Raw genomic sequence first — 19867 nt, 5'->3', positions numbered from 1 at the left:
AAAACCCCTATTTAAGATCTAAATTGTTCATCAGCTTATAAAAACTGTTGCCGTACTCAATTTTGCCATTATCAGCAACAATCATTGGCGTACCGCGAATATTAAATAATAGACCTAGAATATAATGCTCACGGACAGGGCTGTCCAATTTCGTGCCGTCTTTTTTACATTCTGATGGAGGAACGAACCCCTTTGACCATAAATCATGCGTTGCTTTTACCTGATCGTCACTACACCAAGCAGAATTCATATTGCTCACAACAACTTTTGCCTGAGCATCACTCCCTTCCGCAATCGCCCGTGGGTAAAAGAGGTAGTTAACCGTAACGCCTTTGTCATTAAACCGGTCAATCAGTCTGTGAAAACTCTGACAATAGCCACATGTATAATCAGTAAACACAAAGATCTGATGCTTCTCTTCTTTAGCCTTGAATGAGACATAAAACTCTTCAGGTAAGCCTGTCACTATCTTTTTGGCCTGCTCTTGCTTTTGCTCGGGAGTCAAGCTGTTGCATTCCATGTCGTAACCAACCATTGGCTGCTTGAACCCGCCCCACTCTATAAAGCAATTATTTGGAGCGGGAACCGCCCCGCCCATGGGGTTACCATAAGCGCTTGCAGCAGAATTTACTGAAGGCTTAACAACATCAGGCAGCGATTCAATCTGACCTATCCTGGCTAACATCGCCTTCTTGTAGGCTTCCTCATCGAAGGCCGCTTCATTTGGCCGCACGGCCTCAGGAGCAGTCTTTTTCTGAGTGACTAAACCTGTATTATTTTTTTTAGCACTGCTTACATCGACACTAACAGACTTAGTTCTCACCGGACTAAACATCAGGCCGTGAGCATCAGATAGCTGCATGCCATTTTCAACATCATAAACATCACCATCGATAATGCTCTGACGACCTTTTGCTTCAACAAGAAAATAAACCTTTCTCGATTCGGTTATAAGAGAGACGAAACCGAATTTCTTATCCTCAAAAGCAACAATAACTTCCTCTCCCGATATACTTTTTACCCTTGAAACCGCGTCTTTGAATTGCGATAGAGGAACACTGGGATAATCGGTAGGAGAAACCACAATCACAGGAGTTGTACTCACCGCCCCTGAATTATCGCTTTTCGCTACCGTCATCAGCGGGCCGAAAAACATATAAAGAGTAAACAGAGTCAGAAGCCCTATGAAAACATTTGGAATCCAACGAGCCAAGGTGCGAGATTTGTCTGATGTTGCCATAATAAAATAGTCCGTAAATATAATGCTGGGAGTGTATCATAGAAAAATAGAATGTAAAAAAATCGGGGCTACGTTTAGCCCGATTTTCTATGCTTCAGCTTCTTCCTCGCTTTCTATCTGCATTAAGATACTGGCTAAGGTGTCATCCAGACGCTCTTGTGAGATTTTCTCCGGAACCGGCTTTTCAGGATACATTTGAGCCTTACTGAGCGCATCCATAGCCTCTTCCTCGTCATTTTCGCCATGCGCTGCCATTTGCCTAGCGGGCGACATGGTTTCTGATTTGTAGGGCATTTTCTTGCTGATATTTGCTGACACTGAATCTTCAAGTAATGTAGCAAATTTCTCTGCAACCAGATTTGCCTCAATCTCCATATCTTCAGAGGTATCCTCCATTCCGCTAAGTAAGACTGAGAGCATCTCTTCCTGATCGATTTCATCGAAGCTATCTACCATGGCATTGATTTCTTCAGCATCCATTGAATCATCAATACCCTGCTCCTCTTCTGATCCCTTATCTTCGTCAGACTCATACTCAGGCTCCTTGGCAGACGATTTCGCCATTAGCTCAAGCTCTCTGGCAATCTTCGTAGCCAAATCATCAGAGGACGTCTCCTCGGGCGCGTTATCAGACTCATCAGCCGCCAAAGGAATGTCAGTATCAAAGCTATCAATGGCATCAACCTTACCCTTAAGCTCTATATCCTTAAGTTTATTTCTAATCTCAATCATACCAATAGCGTGGATGGCAGCGTCCGTTGGATTCTCATTGAACTTCAGTGCTACACCCATATCTGCAAACAGAGCTTTGATCCCATTGTCAGCAATTTTTCCACTTCCTTTAAAAGCTTCTTTTTGCGTCAAAATGTTGTCAAGCTTCGTTGAGGCGTTCATGATTTTTCTGACGAGCGCTTCCTTGGGCCTTTGACACATAATAAATGAGTTCAGGCGGGCAGCAAACGCCTGAGGCGGATCGAAAAAGAAGAATCTGCACCGGCTTATGTCGTCTTTATAAAAAACGTGTGCTTCACCAGCACCCTGACGAACCAAGTCTCGCAGATTTACCCTCTTCTTAACTTCTATCCTTGTAGTTTTCTGATCTGAATACCCAAACAAACTACCTTCTTTTATTTCCTGTCCGGATGAGCTGGCTACTTCAGCTTCTCCGCCTCGCGCCTCAATAACCTTAAAGGTGTCTTCAGGGTCTTCGAGCTTCATGCAAATTTTAACGTTAGTGTTTGCCAACGTCGAGGCAGCTTCCTCTTTTGATGCCTTTTGGAATGACGGGTAGTCTTGCCCTGCGAAGATCACACTACACCCAAGCGATCTGGCCTGTGCGGCAACAACTGCGAATCCGGGAACGCTGTAGTAGCCGTATTCATCAAGTATCAATACAAAAGGTGTCTTCGAGTTGGTTGGCTTCTTATCTATTACGTCGCGCTTAGAACCCTCAACTTGGTTACCTAGTGATGGCGCGAGCGCAGAACGCACTCCGGCAACAACCAACTTACCCAAGCCCTCCAAAGCATCCGGATCTTTCTCCAGCGCTGGCAAAAGAACGAATAGTATTCTACGGTTAAAAACAACATCCTTGAAGTCAATTTCACCTAATGGTACGCCAAAGATATGCCCGTAAGTCTCTGATAAATCAGACATTACCTCTGTGAGCTGCATTGTCAGGAAGTTGTGCTGCTCCAATGCTTTAGGAGGTATTTCACCGACAGCAGCTTGTTCCTCAGAATATCCGGGCAGCTCACTTAAGTATTTGCGAAGCGGATCTCTCGCCGAATCCTCAAGAGAAGGGTCTCGTGAAAGATTGAAAATTTTGTCAAGCGGAAAGTAGTTACGCACTTCCATGATATCAAGGTTAAGCCCTTCATGATCGCGCTTATAAACCAATGCATTAAGCAAGCCCTTAAGCATGGTTCGGGCACGACCCTTCCACATTGCACCATCACCACCAGCATCCCTCATAAGACCAACTATGAGAGAGTTAAGGTTATCTGCACTTCCGTAACTCAGAGGGTTGTTTGTATTACTTAACCTATGGTTCCAAGGCGATTTTTCCTTGATAGAGTCACCACCAGTAAGGTAGTTGATGACTAACAAGTCGTCCTCCCTACCTACCCTCCTAGCAAAGGAGTAGACGAGCCAGAAGACAGTGTTATCTCCTTTTCCGTCCACATACATACAAGAAGTACCCACCAACAGACACTGGTATAGGATACCCAGCAAAAAGCGACTCTTGCCCGATCCGGTACTACCGAACACTAGGAAATGGACAGACATGTCGTCTTTGGCAAACCAAAGCGATGAAAAATCATCTTTATCATTACCTAAATAGAACTGGCCCGTTTCTTCATCCCATTGCTCAGGCGCATCCTCATCAACTGGTTTTCTGAACATAAAGTCGCGAGAACGGGATTTTATGACCCAATACCAAAAGACTCCCAGAAGGGCGAAGACCTCTGGGACATCATAAAAAGCCGTCATTAAACCGGTGGAGTAACCAGATGTCGTTTGCATCATCTGGTTAAAGAAAGGAAGCACAAGCGTCATGAATGCAACCAGCAGGAGCACACTCTGACCGCTTTCCACCAGAAACTGGTTGACCTTATAGCGCAACGGACGCACGTCAGGTTTTATTAATGAAGGGTCAAGGTCGAGGTTCTTAGTAACCCCAAAGTATCTAACCGCCATACACAAACCCTCCGTCCGGCTTTTTCTTAGCCCTGCGCTTCAGAGACTTCTTGTCGCAGTGGAGCGCTAATTTAAGACCTTCAACAGCCTCAGACACTTCAGGTTGGGTAATTGCCCTTCCTACCATCACCTCCAGCTGCCAATGAACATACGCCCCCCCTGCTTCAGGGAAAGGAGTTTGGCGACCCACACTATGAAGGGCATACCACAAAGCCCTGTCTTCACCCTTTAACCACTGGAATTCAGGGCATACCAGAACACCACCGTTACGCGCTTCTTCCAGAAGACTCATCAAACCTGTCTTAACAAAGCCATGACGATTCATAATCTCTTCGGCGTTAATCTGGACGTAAATACTTTGAAGATTCTCATCGAACGAGAGGGCTTTGGATGTCTTCTCCGTCGAATTTATTTCCTTAATCACCGCCTGCTCGCCATGCAAAGCAACCTGCTTGGCATATGAAGCTTCAAGGATTTTTACAAGACGCATTTTTCTGTCTGTGAATTTTTTACGTTCATCGCCTTTTGGCTTAAAAGTCCCTTTACCCTTAGCAATACCAAGGCGGATACTATGAATAAGCTTTACAATTTGGGGCCGGTCAAATCCAACACGCGGCGAAATGTACTCAAATACCTTCATCTGCGAATCGGTAAGGCTCTCTTCGATAGTGGTATAGTGATTTCCCAGTTGTTTCTCAAAGCAACGACGGGCCAGATCATCATCAAACATGTCTTCACCGTCCCATATAGGCATTCTAAATGCCTCTTTCTCCTCAGCCTCTTTCTCAAGACCAAGTGCTGGCACCAGCGTGGCAAATTCGACATTACTAAGCGAAGGAAGAAACTGAAGCTTATGACTGTCCGTGCGATCAAACTCCAAATCCTCCATTGAAGCAGGATTGAAATTCACATAGGGCTTAAGAAAGTGAAAGGTCTTTGACTGCCTTTCTAGCATTTCCTGCATTGAGAATTTTTGTGTCGTACCCCTGTCCCGCTTGCCATGCTTTCGATAAAGCAAATACACAAAGAGAGCAGGAATCCATGAAGTGAAAACGCCAAAATTACTATCGAACTCTTTGATAAACGAGCCATTAAATTGTGACGGTTCGTATTGACTTAAAAGCTCATAACCCTTTTCGTAAGGTATTACCGAGTTGAAGTTCATCCAGTCCGGAAGAAATGACAACATCATCAATTCGACCATCCGCATGTAATACCACGCACCTACAAAAACCCAACTAAAGTAGTTGATTACAAAATAGATCACCAACGCATAAACGATAAAAAGGATTATCGAGGTTTCTTCCGATATCCTGTTAGCATTTCCTGACATAATAAATACACCGTATAAATACCACCAATTAAATACTGTAACTAAATATCTTTAAACATGTCCTCGAAATTAGCCAAAGGATCAAATTCATCCTGCTCAGAAATACTACTGCCTCGCTCTTCTTTATCTGTAGTCCTTTCATGCTCGATATCCGCCACAGCAGAGGAAGATTCTACATCAGTTACTTCTGAAATAATAGGTTGTATATTTAGTTTATCTCTGTCGGGATAAGCAGAAGAACCACCAGCCTGCTGCTGATTTTTTTCTTCACACTCTACCCTTCCCTTCTCAATCTCCCTGCTCTCAGAGTGATCGGACGCTACCGAGACATTTGATGATGGCACCCGACCATCTTGAGTCCCTGTATGCCGCTGTGAGGCTTTATCTTTTGACTCTTGAGCTGAGTTGTCGGGCTTATATGAAAATGTCGGCGAGAGAGGCGCAGGTGACGCTCCACCACCATAAAGGGCTGCATAGCCTGCCGTAATCATCGAACGCAAAACTTCTTGCCTCCGATATCTATCCAGCCCTGATAACAAATCAGCTATTTGCCGATCTGTTGCGAACTCACTGTAGAGATTGACGCTGTAACGATGCCGCATAGCAAGACCCCATCAAAGAACAAATCTACTTGCTCTTTGCTACCATTAGCTCGACGTACTTTTGCATTCCGCGTCCATTAGCGAAGTTCGGCTCGTCTGCAATTCTTTGCTGGCGGAACCAGCCATCAAGATGGGGTTCGATTTTACTAACAGTGCCACCCACAAAAATGACCTCATCAATATCAGCCGCCTTTTTCAACTTATGGCTACACTCAGAATGAATTCTGTTGGCGATGTCGATTTCCGCATTACGCACAACATCCGTAACACCCTCCCACTTACCAAACATCTTCACCCTGCCCTCGTGAAGCGCCGTATATACCTGCTCATTTGTAAGCTCAACCCCGTCGAAATCATTAAAAATACTTTCACGGATTTTGTCTTTTACATTCAGCATGCCACAATCAATAGTGCTTGAGCGATCATAGTCCAAAGCACCAGCCTGAACGACGGCGATATCAGTAGTTTTCCCACCAATATCAATTATGGCCGTTCGCTTTGCATAGTTCTCTGCATTCCTTATCAATTTACCGTCAGCATCACGCTCAATAACAAAATCAAACCAAGCCGCCAGACCTTCAGCAATAACAATATGCTGAGCAATAACAGGAAGCTTATACCCGTCTTTTGACTTAACATCATTGAGTTTGAGGTTTGCTGTTTTTGCAGCCACCAACGCCTTATTGATCGAAGAGCCACGATAGATTCTTTTCAGCGGCAACCCTGAGCATACAGCCAACTGATGATTAATATTCAGGCCTGCCACACGAAGTGCATGAGACACAATAGCCCTGTTCATACCACTTACCGGATAATCATCAAACGCCGTACTGTCGCTTTCGAGAATCTCCCCAGTTGTATAAACACCCGAACCTGTCTCATAAACAAAGGTCTTCTGGACAGAATCATCAATGGAAACAGTTTCAATTGCGCCAGATCGCGCAAGAGATGGGACGCGAATATTGTTACCATCTGGCAGGACAACTTTTGATTCGTCAAAACCATCATCCATACCAACTGGAACAACACCGCCGTTTTGCAATGCCTCTATAAATTTTTTCACGATAAAATACTCCTTAAACGGAGCCTATCTTATCAAAGCAGCATCCTATATGGAATTAAAATGTTGTATATTTATCGGATGTCATAACTTTATTTTAGATACAAAAAAGGGCTGCCCGCTGACAACCCTCATCTTAGTGCATTGAAATTTATGATTGGCGTTTACGCTTCTTACTCTTCCAGTCAATATGACCCTTTTCGTATGCATTTTTAACATCAGCCTCTGTGATCTTGAACTTTTCCAAGCACAATTCGACTGCTTGATTAAGGGAGAACTTTCTTAGTACTTCCTGCATGCTACGTAACTTATATTGCTTTTTAATCAGATGAAGACACGCCTTTTCAAATTGATTCAAATATAGCAAAAATTGGCCATCCGAGGTTGGGTACTCAAGAGAATACTGACTTATATCTTTCGCTTCTTCTGCAAACAACTCACGAGGAGGCAAAGCCTCACCTTCCGTAGGACGTTCTCTCGGCTCATCGCGATCTTCAGCGTTTATAAGTTTAGCCTTGTGCGCTGGCGCATCTGCTTCATCTGGTGCTTCTACAGGCGGCTTATTGAAACGCTTCGACCCCTGACCCTGAGGTTCCACATCTCCTTCATTCAGAGGCTTTGCATCCTCCTGACCCTGAGGCTCTATATCCTCTTGAGTCTGAGGTTCTATATCCCCTTGTTTCTGAGGTTCTGAACTCTTTTCATCATTAACCTCAGAGTCTCTTGCTTTCTGAGGCGGCCTTCTTTTTCCTAAGTGTCTTACATTGTTCGGTTTTCTTGAAGCTGACATTTGCTCTCTCCCATTATAATGATTTTAGGATACTTTCTACATTCGCTGCGAGATTACTAACCTCAGCCCTCGCCTTTGAATGATCCCATTCCCTAACTCCAAGCCCGTAGTTCAAACAATTTTTATAGGCTTTATAAGTAGACAAACCCTGCACTTGCTCTGAAAGTATCGGGTATAGCTTTAACATCATTGCAAATTCTTTTGCGCTATAATCATTACTATTGTTTGATTTTTCATTACAAACAGAGCGTATAGTTTGGCAGAAACTTGCATTCTGCAAGGTCTCAAACATATCAGTGACTTCAGGCATTGTATCCATATCAAATGCTGACGGCTTGAATGGAACAAGCACTAAGTCTGCAAATTGACAAGTATATGTGTTTAGTTGAGTGTCACCACCAGCCGTATCTATGATAGTTATGTCATGCTCGTTAATAATACTAGGCAGAGTATTTTTAACGGTTGTTTTTTCTGCAAATGAGTATGTGTCAGGCATTAAAAACTTGCCGTTCTCAAGCAACATTCTGCAATTTTTTTCTACTGACTTTGGCAGGATAGAGATTCTATCTTCAGTGATAAAATCATTTTCAGGCAGTTCTCCTGTGGTAAGCCAGTCCATGAATGCCAGCCTTCTCTCACCCCAATAGAAAGCACCCAGCTTCGTATCAGTATCCACTACAGCCACGTTGTACCCAAGATATAGTAGCTCTGATGTGAGATTCACCGTTGTAGTCGATTTGCCGCTACCACCTTTTTGTCCTGCTACTACTATTGTCATCCCCATAACGCGCTCCCTATAAGCATATTATTATCGTTTAATCTTTGTAAGTGAATTCAGTGTGACCTTATTACACCTGTGCGTTCAGCATCGCTGCATATGTTTTTTGAATGCAATCTAACTTGAACACGCATGTGAGTGGAACATGAATCTGCAATCTTGTTGTTGTTAGGATAAATATAATAACAAAAGCGATACGAAGTCAAGAGGGTGTTAAGTAATCAGTGAGTGCTAGTAGAGTTTATCCGCAATGTACTATTGTTAGCTAATTACTTGCAATGTACTAGCAATGTGCTGGTATTGTATGTGCAGTATGTGTGCAGAGTAAGTTCCGTGTGATCGGGATTCGGAAGCTGTTTAACTGGTCGGTGCGTGCAAAGTGGTTTTAATGGGGTAACACAAAGATGGTGTCTAGTTGCTAGTATGCGTTTGCAGGTCATATGTTATGTGCGTAATGACGCTGTGTGGGGAATACAAAGCGAACTGAAGTACTTGTTACACTAACCACATAGATAATATCTAATTGGCTATGCACTCTATGTATGGCTAGGTTATTTTTGACTGAGATGTAGCTTTGAAAGCAATATGCAGATAGATTGAATGTAGAGACAGAAAGGGTGTAAAGGCAGAAAGAACACAGTCACTAAACAAAGTTAGGGAGTATGTGAGCGTAGAATCCAACTGTAGATACTTTGCATTTGACCCTAGAATAATGTTGAAGAGATATAAGGTTTAAAAGGCAGACAACAATACTTCGAAGCTACCCGCCATTAGAACTCAAAAGTTACTTATCGATATTACCAGCTTAACTCTGAATCCAATTTACCCAGATAATGCTTATGAGCAACCTCATCCTCGTCATCAAGACTTGCGACAGGGAGGGCGAGGGAGATCTCTTTGGAAATAGGCTTCACGATTTCGGCTAAATCAAAAGTACGTACCTTTGCATCTGTTGACTTGATGACGTCAGACATTTGCAAGTGCTTCTGAGACTTCCGCATAGCAAGAAAAACTTCAGCTAGAATTTGAGAATCCAGCAATGCGCCGTGTAATTCGCGAGCAGAATTATCTATGCCATAACGTTTGGCAAGGGCATCAAGGTTGTTCTTTTGAGTTGGAAAAATGCCATTGGCATAGCCTAATGTGTCAATTACTTTAACGTGAGGAGAGATATGTCCGAAACCTACAGTTTCAAATTCATGATCTAAAAATGACATATCGAAGTTTGCATTGTGAGCAACAAGAACCCTGCCATGAAGAAAATTCCACAGATCCTGTGCGATATCCTTAAATACCCTGCCACCGCCAAGGGAGATACAATCATCCCTAGTCATCCCGTGAACAGAAGTTGCCTCTTCAGGGATCTCGCGCTGAGGGTCGATATAGAATTGAAGTTCTTCCTCAGTAACTTCACCAACAATCTTAACAGCACCAAACTCAATGATCTTGTGGCCAGCCTCTGGCTCTAAGCCAGTTGTCTCGGTATCCAGAACTACGAACTCATCATCTTGAAAAATCATTGCAATACCCAAATTAAAGAAATAAATACCAACTTAAAGTACGACGGGCTGATAACTGGTAAACATAGTAGTTGGCCCATGGAATCTTGCCAAAGCCGTTCCGGTAGCGCCATTTCGCTGCTTAGCTACGATAATTTCCACCTTATCAGGCTCCTTAGTTTTATCATTATACACGACATCACGGTAAGGGAAAATTACGAGATCCGCATCTTGCTCGATAGACCCTGATTCACGCAAGTCAGACATCATAGGACGCTTATCAACGCGCTTTTCCAAATCCCTTGATAACTGCGCCAACAAGATGACAGGTATATCAAGTTCTTTAGCAAGAGCCTTAAGTCCTGCTGTTATAAATCCAATCTGAAGCGTCCGGTTGTCGGTATTGGTGTCCGACACACCCATGATTCCTACGTAATCAACAACCAGATAATGCAATTTACCTTCTTTATGAAGAGCAGTAGCCTTTCTCTTTACTTGTGAAAATGTTTGCTGAGGAGTTTCTGTCACATAAAGCGAAATCTCATTCTCGACCCACTCAAAGGCTTCCGAAATAGCCTGCTGCTGTCTTTGACTGTATCTACCTGACTTTAAAACATCCTGATCAATTCCCGTTCGCATAGACATCAATCGCAACAGAAGCTGCTCTGACGGCATTTCAAGAGAGACAAACAAGCCCTTCAATCCCTGCTTGATAGAATTATATATCATAGACAGTGCCAAGGCCGTTTTACCCATCGACGGACGACCAGCTATTACAATCAAATCAGTAGGCATTAGCCCGCCAGTCAGCTGATCGTACTCCTGAATACCAGTCGACAATCCAAGTGTAGGCTTATTCGAAGCCGCACGGTCTGCGAGTTTGGAAAGGAGAGGGGAGATAGAACTTTTAAGGGGTTTTACATCATCATTTTGCATGCCAGAGTCTTCAAAGACAGCTTGAAGCTCTTTGGTTGCAAAATCGACAAGAGCATCTTTATTAGACGCCTCGCTTATAATCTTATCAATTTTACCCTTATATGCATGTAGACCTGTGGCGCAAGAGCGCATTCTTGCGGCCTCAATATAACCGAAGACGCTATCAGGATGAGCACCTTCCGAAAAAACAGACGATACAAAGTTAGGACTGACATTTTGACGAAGCATTTCGCTTTCAAAGATCGCGAAATCAAGTGGCAAGCCGGAGGTAAAGCAGTGCTTTATAGTCTTGAAGGCCTTCGCCTCAACCCCCTTGAAGAAGTTATCACCAAGAGAAGTACACAAAATACTACGGCATTCTGAGTCCTCTATAGCAAGACGAATAAGCTTTGTGTTGATGTTGTTGTTGAGTTGCATAGCGTAAAATACTCCGTAAGAGGCAGGTTATTCTCCACAAACGTAACAATAAGTCAAGAATATAGATGAAGTAATTAAATGACCAGATTGTTGTTTGTTAAAGAAGCCTTCTGGTATAATACGTCAACTAATTTAATGGTTATTATATTCAGAGTTATTATGGGATTTTGTCATCTACGTGTTCATACCGACCATAGCCTGCGGGACTCTACCTTGCGGGTGTCTGACATCACAAATAGTGAATTCGCCAAGGAGCATAAAGCGATTGCCGTAACGGACATTCACAATACTTATGCGGCAATTAAGCTGTTTGAAAAAGCCCGTGGCAGCAAAATGAAGCCTATAATCGGTGCAGACTTGTTTATAGATACGGAGTATGGTTCGGACATTCTGCCAGTCATCTGCCAAACCAACACTGGCTATAAAAACTTACTTGAGTTAATTACAGAATCTCAGGACACAAAGGAAAAAGCAGGGCAAGACCCGCACATCCCACTGGATAGGCTAATTGAAAAATCAGAGGGCTTAGTTGTCCTATCGGGCGGCAACAACTCAAAGCTATGCGAACTATTACTAACAAACTCTGATGCAGCAACTGAATACGCAAACAAGTTAAAAACTTCTTTCGGGCGCAATTTCTTTATCGAACTTCAGCGATACGGGGCTATTAATGAGGCTGAATACATTGAGTCCGCAACAAGTATGGCTGCACGATTACAAATCCCAGTTGTTGCTACCAACAATGTTAGATTTCTGAAAAAAGAAGATTATGAATCGCACGAAATACGCACTGCTATCATGTTAAAGCAAACCCTTAGAAGCTTGCGCCAGTCTCCTGCGATGTACTCACCAGAACAATACATGAAAACACCCGCTGAGATGGAAGAGCTTTTTGCTGATATTCCCAGCGCCATTGCCAATTCGGAAATTATTGCCAAACGATGCAACATGGAAATTGGCCTCTATAATATCGACCTCCCCCCATTCCCCGTGGAAGAAGGCCACGATGAAAAGTCTTATCTCGTCAAAATGGCAAAACAGGGGTTCGAAGAGAGACTGGTTCAACTCTTCCCAGAGAAATCAGTCCGCGATTCAAAAAGGGGGGAGTATGAGGATAGACTCAATGTAGAGCTGGAAGTCATAAACAATATGGGGTTTGCGGGTTATTTTCTTATCGTTATGGAGTTTATCCAGTGGAGTAAAGCCAATAACATTCCAGTAGGGCCGGGACGTGGTTCTGGCGCAGGCTCTTTAGTAGCTTATGCGCTTAAGATTACGGATCTTGACCCGTTAGAGTATGACCTCCTATTTGAGCGATTCTTAAATCCTGAGCGAGTCTCTATGCCCGACTTCGATATCGATTTTTGCCAAACTAATCGCGACAAAGTAATTGCACACGTAGCAGAGCTATACGGCAAAGAGGCTGTGTCTCAAATCATTACATTCGGGACTATGGCAGCAAAATCTGCCGTAAAGGACGTGTGTCGCGTTATGGGGCATTCTTTTCATCTCGGACAGAGAATCACCAAACTTATTCCTGAAACCCCCGGAATTAAGCTCAGGGACGCGATTCAGCAGGTTCCTGCACTAGAGATATTAATGCAGGAGGATAAAGACATTCGTGAAATCATGAATCACGCGATGAAGTTAGAAGGGGTGACAAAGCAAGTAGGAAAACATGCTGGCGGCGTACTCATATCACCTACCAAAATAAGTAACTACGCTGGAATTTACAAAGAACATAAAGACGCTCCGCCTGTTGCAGGGCATGACAAAGACGATATTGAAAAAGCTGGTCTGGTAAAATTTGACTTTCTTGGACTTCAAACACTCTCAGTCGTGCAAATGGCTGTAGACCTTTGGAACGAAAGAAATCCCGACAAGATGATTAAAGCAGAAGATTTTCCGCTCAATGATCCAGAGACATATAAGACCATTGCTAAAGGTAATACAACCGGTGTCTTTCAGCTTGAATCTTCGGGCATGAAGAACCTATGTCAGCGCCTGAATCCGGAACACTTCGAAGAGATTGTTGCACTAGTTGCACTTTTCCGGCCCGGCCCCCTGCAAGCCGGAATGGTAGACACTTTTATTAACTGCAAGAAAGGTATCGAAAAAATTGTCTACCCGCACCCAAGCTTGGAGCAGATCCTTGATGTCACTAACGGGGTGTTTGTGTATCAGGAGCAAGTTATGCAGGGAGCGCAAATCATGGCCGGATATAGCCTCGGACAGGCCGACTTACTGCGAAGAGCAATGGGCAAAAAGAAAATAGAAGAGATGATCAAGCAGCGCGATATGTTTACTGAAGGGGCAGTTAAAAACGGCGTATCAGAGCATGATGCTAAAGTTGTTTTCGATCAGATGGAGACATTTGCTGGCTATGGATTCAACAAATCTCACAGCGCAGCATATGCAGTCGAAACTGTTCACACTGCTTATCTAAAAAGTCACTTTAAGCCCGAATTCTACGCATCGATTATGTCATTTGATAAAGACGACCTCGACAAAATAGTAAAATATATGCATGACGCCAAAGAAAACGGTGTCGTGATTTTACCCCCGAGTATTAATAGAAGTAGAACGAACTACAGCGTGACTAACGAAGGTGAAGTCCTCTATGGCTTAGAAGGTATTAAATCAGTTGGCGAGGGAATCGTTAAAAAAATAATCGAAGACCGTGAGGCAAATGGGCCATACAAAAATATGATGGACGTCATGATAAGAACACGGCCATCAATTACTGTACTCAAAGCTTTGATTTACTCCGGTGCATTGGACGAGCTAGGGGATTCAAGGAACGAGATGCACACTTACTACCTGCATGCCCATAAGGCTTTTGGCAAGTATAAGGACAGAATAAAGGCGATAGAAAAGAAAGAATCAGAAGCTCTTCAAGCCAACCAGACTGGCGACCTTCTTCAGGGTAATGACAAGCAGGATGCATACTTGGAAGCAATGAGTGAATTTGAGGCTATCAGAGCAAATCCTGATATTGATAACGCAAGCACCGACATGGAGCTACTTAAGCTTGAAAGACAATATCTTGGTACATACATGTCAGGTCACCCTAATCAGTACTATCAGCCAGAGATCAAGTCAACCAAATCGATATCAATCTCTGAACTGACGGATATCAGCGGAGAAGATATTCTTGCTAATGAGCGTGAAGACAACGGGAAAAATGCTACTACCGTTACGGGGGCCGTTATCGACAAGTTTGTTAAAAATAATAAAAAAGGACAAACCGCAGAGGTCACTATAGACGATGGCACTGGTCAGGTTAAATTCAGGCTTAACAATAAGCTCTACAATGAAATATACCACTTAGTTGAAAAAGACGAAGTGTTGAGCATTACCAGCATCTCATCTTTCAACCCACAAAGCGGCAGAGTATGGAGAAAAGCTATCGGGGTCAAAGATATTGAGATGGTAAGGCAACAAAACATGCACTCTCTTATTATCAATATAGACCTGAGCAATGAAGTAAAGAAAAATGCCATGCGGGAGCTTTTAAGCACAACGCAAAAAGGCACTTATAAAATAGGTATCCGCGACACATCGAAACCGGATGGTGAAATTTTGCCTGTAGGGCAGGGGAGAAATATTAATGATGCTTTTATGAAGAAAGTATCGCTTATCTCTGATATTAATGAGCCATACGAGATGGTCTTCAAGGATAATTCCGACAGCAAGAAAATGGGCGGTGGAGCAATAAAGTTCGACAAAGCAGACGAAGAACTGGTCTCAATGGAACTAAAAAGAGCAATCACTGCAATCAGGGAAGCTCAGGAAACTCTCGGACTTACACTATAGAGTGGGCAAAGCCCACTCTATTGAAAATACTTCATTTTTAAGTCGTCTAATAAATCCAGTACTTTTGTCTTCAGTGATAGTTTGGGGGGTGTATTGTCATGCACCTTTGCGTAATAAATATCAAACTGACGTATCGCCTTCTTAACCGCCCAGCGATGAATGACCTCTTCGTTAATAGGCTTTCTTTTGTGAATAGGAATGTGTGCAATATGAACAGTGATATTGGCAAGGTCGATGTCCACATTTGACGGTAACGCAGTGTCAATAAAATCAATCTCATCCTTATTGAGATAGGCCGATCCAATAGAGAGCTTTATAAATAGTGCAGGGTATCTGTATCCATCTTCCATTTGCTGATAGTGAACACCCACTACTGGCATGGAGTCTACTATAGAAGCCTTCATCGACTCATAGGAGATACCTTCTTTGTTTCTTATGAATCGACTTCTTTCGGACTCTTTTAAAAGTCCTCTTGCCAGATCTTCATATTTGTCTTTCCCTCTAAAACGCTTGCTCTTTTGGTCATCAAGGAAAACCTTCAGAAGCCTTTCGTTGTAGTCGAGCTTAAATGGACTGAGATAGGAATTTTCATCCTTATGCAGGCAGTAAAAATCAAACAAGTTTTTCCACTTTCCGCGCAGCAATTTGTACTGCATGTAATTCATATATAGATACTCCGTAATTAGATAGCTATGATACTACCGAGCAAAAAAAGAGCAAGAAAAAAGGGGGCCAAGCCCCCTTTCGATTTTCAGTTCAAAGCTTTCTCAATCAGTACACTGGGAATTCCATATCATCCATGATATCCACTGTAGAAGACTGCTCAGCTTGCGTGTCAACTTCTTTAGCATTAGTTTCTGACAGAACCTCATCAACTGATTTGTCAACAGTCACGGTGGCAGCCTCAAGCATAGGAACGACACGACTCATAAGTTGCTTGTCAGAGATATTACCATCTTCACGAGACTTCATAGCACGCTCTAGTTTCTCAAGACGCTTATTAACGTCCTTTAAGAGCTTCTTATCACCATTTGCCTTTGCATAACGACGTTCGCGTTCAAGAACACGCTTGTGACGCATCCCAAACTCTAAAGGCGACAGCTCAGATTCAATCTTAGCGATAGCATCAACAATTCCTGCAATCTGATCACGCTTCTCTTGTAAGCGAACAGCTTTCGGGCGCTTACGCTTGCCTCGACCTTTCTGAACAACATTATCAGGCTCATTTTCGATATCTTCGATCATCGCAAGAGTGCTGCGTTTTTTGCGCTCTAGCTCTTCGATTTCTGCCACTGGGCCATCCAATGACTTACGTCCCGCGTTTACAACTAGCTCTTTCTCTTCCGCGAGGATAGAATCAATTGTCGAAAGTTTTGCTCCACTTTGCGAAAATTCAGCCTCTTTACGCTCTTCCGCATTAACAATTGCGATTTGCATATTAAGCTCTGAGCGGTTTTGAGCATAACGCTCTTCAGCGGTGATTTTCGGGTGACCAACACCTTTTTGTTTAAATTCAGCTGGCAGCGCTTCCCATCCTGCAAAAGATTCACCTAAGTCAGGCAGGTCGTTAAGTTCAGTGATAAGAGCACTGATCTTAACCTTACTGGACTTAAAGGACTTAACCTGCGAAGGGGTGGCAGAACCACTATCAATCAGCGTACTGAGTGAACGTCGAGTTGTTTTTTCCTGAACCAACTGAGCAGCCAATTCATAGCGCTTCTCAGTTACTTCGTGAATTCTTTCAAGATCAGGGTCATCTCTGAATAACTCTGGAGTAATATCAGACCATTCTGCCGGTGCATACGGATAATCCAAATATGTGGAGAGTTCCGCAGCAATAGCATCACGTTGATGCGCAAGTCGGATAACTTGACGTTTTGCCTTTACTAATTTCGAGTCTGCTCTGCGGGTCATAACGGCCTCCTTCGGCCTATTTAAATACATACTAAAAATACAATTAATAGTTTATGCAATAGAGTAAAAGTACATCCGCTGTGTGATGTTCTGTTGTGTATGTAGCTATAATAATACTTCACAAAAAAAAATCAAATAAATGGCCAATTTTATCCAATTTATACCTAAGTCAGAAAATGTGTTTTTAATCATAGGCTTGGGCCTGCTTTTCTTTGCTAGCATCCTAAATGCAGCCCAAATATAAGCATAAAGTATAAATAAAAAACGCCTAACGATAAAAATATGACCCGAATTTTGCTCAAAAGTGTCCTGTTAATTGTAATTATGCACTAAAAAGAGGAAGTAAAAAGCAGGGATCTCCATTTATAGGTATAAATAGGTATACAATACCATGAAGGTAGATTGAGAAACCTTCTGAAAATCATAGAGAAAGGACGATCAACTTGCCCCTTACGGTTAATTGATCGTCTATGTAGAGAACTAATGTAGATCGTTTTTTAATTAGAATTTATAAGAAGTATTCTAAAGTACTGATATCTCGCTACAAACTAGCCGAGTTTTTCTTTTATGAAGCCAAAGATGTCTTCTGGAAGGAGTTTGATTCCTTTAAATAGTGACTTAAGATGCCCAGATTGAGATACACCAACGTTTGAAACATCTCCAAAGCCTCTGATTAGCATATCCTGTTCGGCCAACTCACTTCCCTTTTTAAACTTTTCAATGGCACGCAGTCGAATAATGGCATCCTCATCGACTTCATGTCTCAAAGCCTTAAGGAGCATAACAAACTTACCATATCCCCCAAGACGTGCCAGACGACCTCTTATCTGATGCAGAGTTGAAATTCCCATATTCTCAGGATCAACTACAACCAACAGCGTGAGATTCGGTATTGTTATGCCAACCTCAATGATCGAAGACGCTATAATAATGGACTTGTCGCTTGACTTTGCAGCTCTGATAGCAGACACCTTATCATCATTCGAAAGACCACCATGCAGCATTACCACCTTATCCGGATAAATCTTTGACCATTCATCAAAAGCTGTAGATACATCAGAAGCCGTGTCTTTTACATAATTCTGCACATTCATATTAGCCAGAAAGTTACGGAGAGAGTCAATGGCCTGTTGGTCTCGCTTGATGACAATCGTTTCTATAGGAATCGGGTTGAAAGAGTCAGAATCCTTAGAAATACGGGCTATAGTTGCGAACTCTCGCTTTGTTTCATATACAAACTCTACCTTCTTAATCTGATTTCGTAAGTTAAATTTTGAGAGAGAGTGCCAACAGAAACCTATACTCTGAATCTTGATAGTAACCTCATTAGCCTGTTCTCTGAGTGGATAAAGGAAGCATACTTTATTGCCTTTCTTTACCTCTTCTTTGACGTCATTAAAAATCTGACGTCGAGAATCTGCAAAGGAAACTACAGACTCGATGTCTTTTTCAACAGGAGGATTTTCAATTTTTGAAACACTTTTCTTGCCGAGCATTGCTAACATAAGTGTTCTGGGAAGAGCTGTGGCAGTAGCTTCTATAATATTCAAGCTATCATGCAACACTAAGTCTTTCTGAGAAGTTCCCGTTTTTTGCTGCTCATCTATGATAAAAAGATCTGGCTGATAACCCTTATTCTTCTTTATCCAGTTTAGAAGAGCCGATGTTCCTATCAGAATAGGGTTCCGCTTATTTACGTCAAATGCTAAGTCCGAACCCTTTTCAACGAACTCAACATCTGCATTATCAAAAGTTCCTGATATCTCATCCTTTACCTGAGTAGCCAGAGGGAGATTCGGTATCATAATAGCCACATTTTTCCCCACCATCTGAGATGCAACAGCTATGACCGCATAAACTATTGTCTTACCACACCCCACATCACCAGAAAGGAGGTGATCACAAGGGTAGGGAGAGGCCAACTTCTCCATTATTTGCCAAATAGCCCTCTTCTGTTCAATATTAAGGCTAAATGGAGGCTTCTTAACCAGACCTGCGACAACATCAACAGGTATATTGATAACACTCTGCTCTGACGGATAAAGAGCACGACTTTCAGACGCATCAGAAATAACCTTGAGCGCGTGAATTGCAGTTATGGCCTTGGTAGCCTTCGAGACCTCTTCATTATTCTTTGGAAAATGCAGATATCTAAAAAACTCCTTCAGAGAAGGTATATCTACACCAGTTTTTTCGATGATATCTGATTCAAGAAGGCCAACGTAATTACAAAGCTCCATGCACGCCTTGGTCAGGGATGACGTAAAAAAAGCACCTATGTAATAATGAATCTGGTCTGACGATAAATCATACTGTTTTCCACCTACTTTAACCTTTTTAATTCGGTACTGTGGAACAATGCCGTTAGTTTTGTGAGAGGGTACATATTTTGCTGACTTCACAGTCACCCTACCCTCCCATAAAGATACCTTCCCCATCGCAAAGATATCTTTACCAACTTCAAGATCCTTCCAGTCCCAGATGTCACCAAATACATTGATAGTAAAGTCTTCATAACCATCATTCGCATACACACAAACACTGGCTACGCGGTTCTGTTGGCTGCGCGGCTTCACTTTGGAAGGTCGGGTTATTCTGGCGCGAAAAAACACGGCATCATCAACATCCAACCCATCGCGAGTACGCGAGACTGTTTTGGTGAAGTCAAAATACCGAATAGGAAGGTAAAACAAAAGCTCGTGAAGCTCGGAAAGGCCGAGTTGCTTAAGCTCTTCTTTTACTTTTAGTATATCTAAATTATCCGTAGTCATTAGGTTATTAT

Annotated in this window: 13 protein-coding genes; 1 reads left to right on the top strand and 12 read right to left on the bottom strand. The window is 42.7% G+C overall.

Annotated elements, in window-relative coordinates:
• Window positions 1-7 precede the first annotated feature (7 nt).
• The 9 genes from ACXAGR_RS12405 to ACXAGR_RS12365 all read right to left on the bottom strand — a co-directional run bounded on the left by ACXAGR_RS12405 (window position 8) and on the right by ACXAGR_RS12365 (window position 11355).
• Window positions 8-1240, bottom strand: a complete 1233-nt coding sequence (locus tag ACXAGR_RS12405; RefSeq protein WP_474850675.1) for a thioredoxin fold domain-containing protein — start codon at window positions 1238-1240, stop codon at window positions 8-10.
• An 87-nt stretch (window positions 1241-1327) separates the two neighbouring features.
• On the bottom strand, window positions 1328-3940 hold the full coding sequence (locus ACXAGR_RS12400; protein ID WP_474850673.1) for a type IV secretory system conjugative DNA transfer family protein: 2613 nt from the start codon (window positions 3938-3940) through the stop codon (window positions 1328-1330).
• The gene (locus ACXAGR_RS12395) at window positions 3930-5273 is read right to left on the bottom strand and encodes a secretion/conjugation apparatus DotM-related subunit (RefSeq protein ID WP_474850671.1); all 1344 of its coding nucleotides are present in this window, start codon (window positions 5271-5273) and stop codon (window positions 3930-3932) included. The genes ACXAGR_RS12400 and ACXAGR_RS12395 overlap by 11 nt, the downstream gene beginning before the upstream one ends.
• Window positions 5274-5314: 41 nt before the next feature.
• Window positions 5315-5875: a hypothetical protein gene (locus tag ACXAGR_RS12390; protein ID WP_474850669.1), complete on the bottom strand. Its 561-nt coding sequence runs from the start codon at window positions 5873-5875 to the stop codon at window positions 5315-5317.
• Between the two features lie 25 nt (window positions 5876-5900).
• Window positions 5901-6938 carry a hypothetical protein gene (locus ACXAGR_RS12385; RefSeq protein WP_474850667.1) on the bottom strand — a complete coding sequence of 346 codons (1038 nt, stop codon included), beginning with the start codon at window positions 6936-6938 and terminating at the stop codon, window positions 5901-5903.
• Window positions 6939-7086: 148 nt separating this feature from the next.
• On the bottom strand, window positions 7087-7725 hold the full coding sequence (locus tag ACXAGR_RS12380; protein ID WP_474850665.1) for a hypothetical protein: 639 nt from the start codon (window positions 7723-7725) through the stop codon (window positions 7087-7089).
• Window positions 7726-7738: 13 nt separating this feature from the next.
• A complete protein-coding gene (locus ACXAGR_RS12375; RefSeq protein WP_474850663.1) occupies window positions 7739-8503 on the bottom strand; it encodes a division plane positioning ATPase MipZ in 765 nt (254 codons plus the stop codon).
• 797 nt (window positions 8504-9300) lie between these two features.
• Window positions 9301-10023: a DNA polymerase III subunit epsilon gene (gene dnaQ / locus ACXAGR_RS12370; RefSeq protein WP_474850662.1), complete on the bottom strand. Its 723-nt coding sequence runs from the start codon at window positions 10021-10023 to the stop codon at window positions 9301-9303.
• A 33-nt stretch (window positions 10024-10056) separates the two neighbouring features.
• The gene (locus ACXAGR_RS12365; RefSeq protein ID WP_474850660.1) at window positions 10057-11355 is read right to left on the bottom strand and encodes a replicative DNA helicase; all 1299 of its coding nucleotides are present in this window, start codon (window positions 11353-11355) and stop codon (window positions 10057-10059) included.
• A 78-nt stretch (window positions 11356-11433) separates the two neighbouring features.
• Here ACXAGR_RS12365 and dnaE point away from each other — a divergent pair, with 78 nt between their 5' ends.
• Complete coding sequence (gene dnaE, locus ACXAGR_RS12360) at window positions 11434-15171, top strand: DNA polymerase III subunit alpha (RefSeq protein WP_474850658.1); 3738 nt, start codon at window positions 11434-11436, stop codon at window positions 15169-15171.
• A 17-nt stretch (window positions 15172-15188) separates the two neighbouring features.
• Here dnaE and ACXAGR_RS12355 read toward each other — a convergent pair whose 3' ends face one another.
• The 3 genes from ACXAGR_RS12355 to ACXAGR_RS12345 form a co-directional block, all read right to left on the bottom strand.
• Window positions 15189-15836: a hypothetical protein gene (locus ACXAGR_RS12355; protein WP_474850656.1), complete on the bottom strand. Its 648-nt coding sequence runs from the start codon at window positions 15834-15836 to the stop codon at window positions 15189-15191.
• Between the two features lie 106 nt (window positions 15837-15942).
• Complete coding sequence (locus ACXAGR_RS12350) at window positions 15943-17085, bottom strand: PD-(D/E)XK nuclease family protein (RefSeq protein WP_474850654.1); 1143 nt, start codon at window positions 17083-17085, stop codon at window positions 15943-15945.
• Window positions 17086-17633: 548 nt separating this feature from the next.
• On the bottom strand, window positions 17634-19856 hold the full coding sequence (locus tag ACXAGR_RS12345; RefSeq protein ID WP_474850652.1) for a helicase-related protein: 2223 nt from the start codon (window positions 19854-19856) through the stop codon (window positions 17634-17636).
• Window positions 19857-19867: the final 11 nt, after the last annotated feature.

This window comes from Alteromonas sp. ABH4_457, from assembly GCF_056160625.1.
This window is presented reverse-complemented; position numbering and strand designations above follow the sequence as displayed.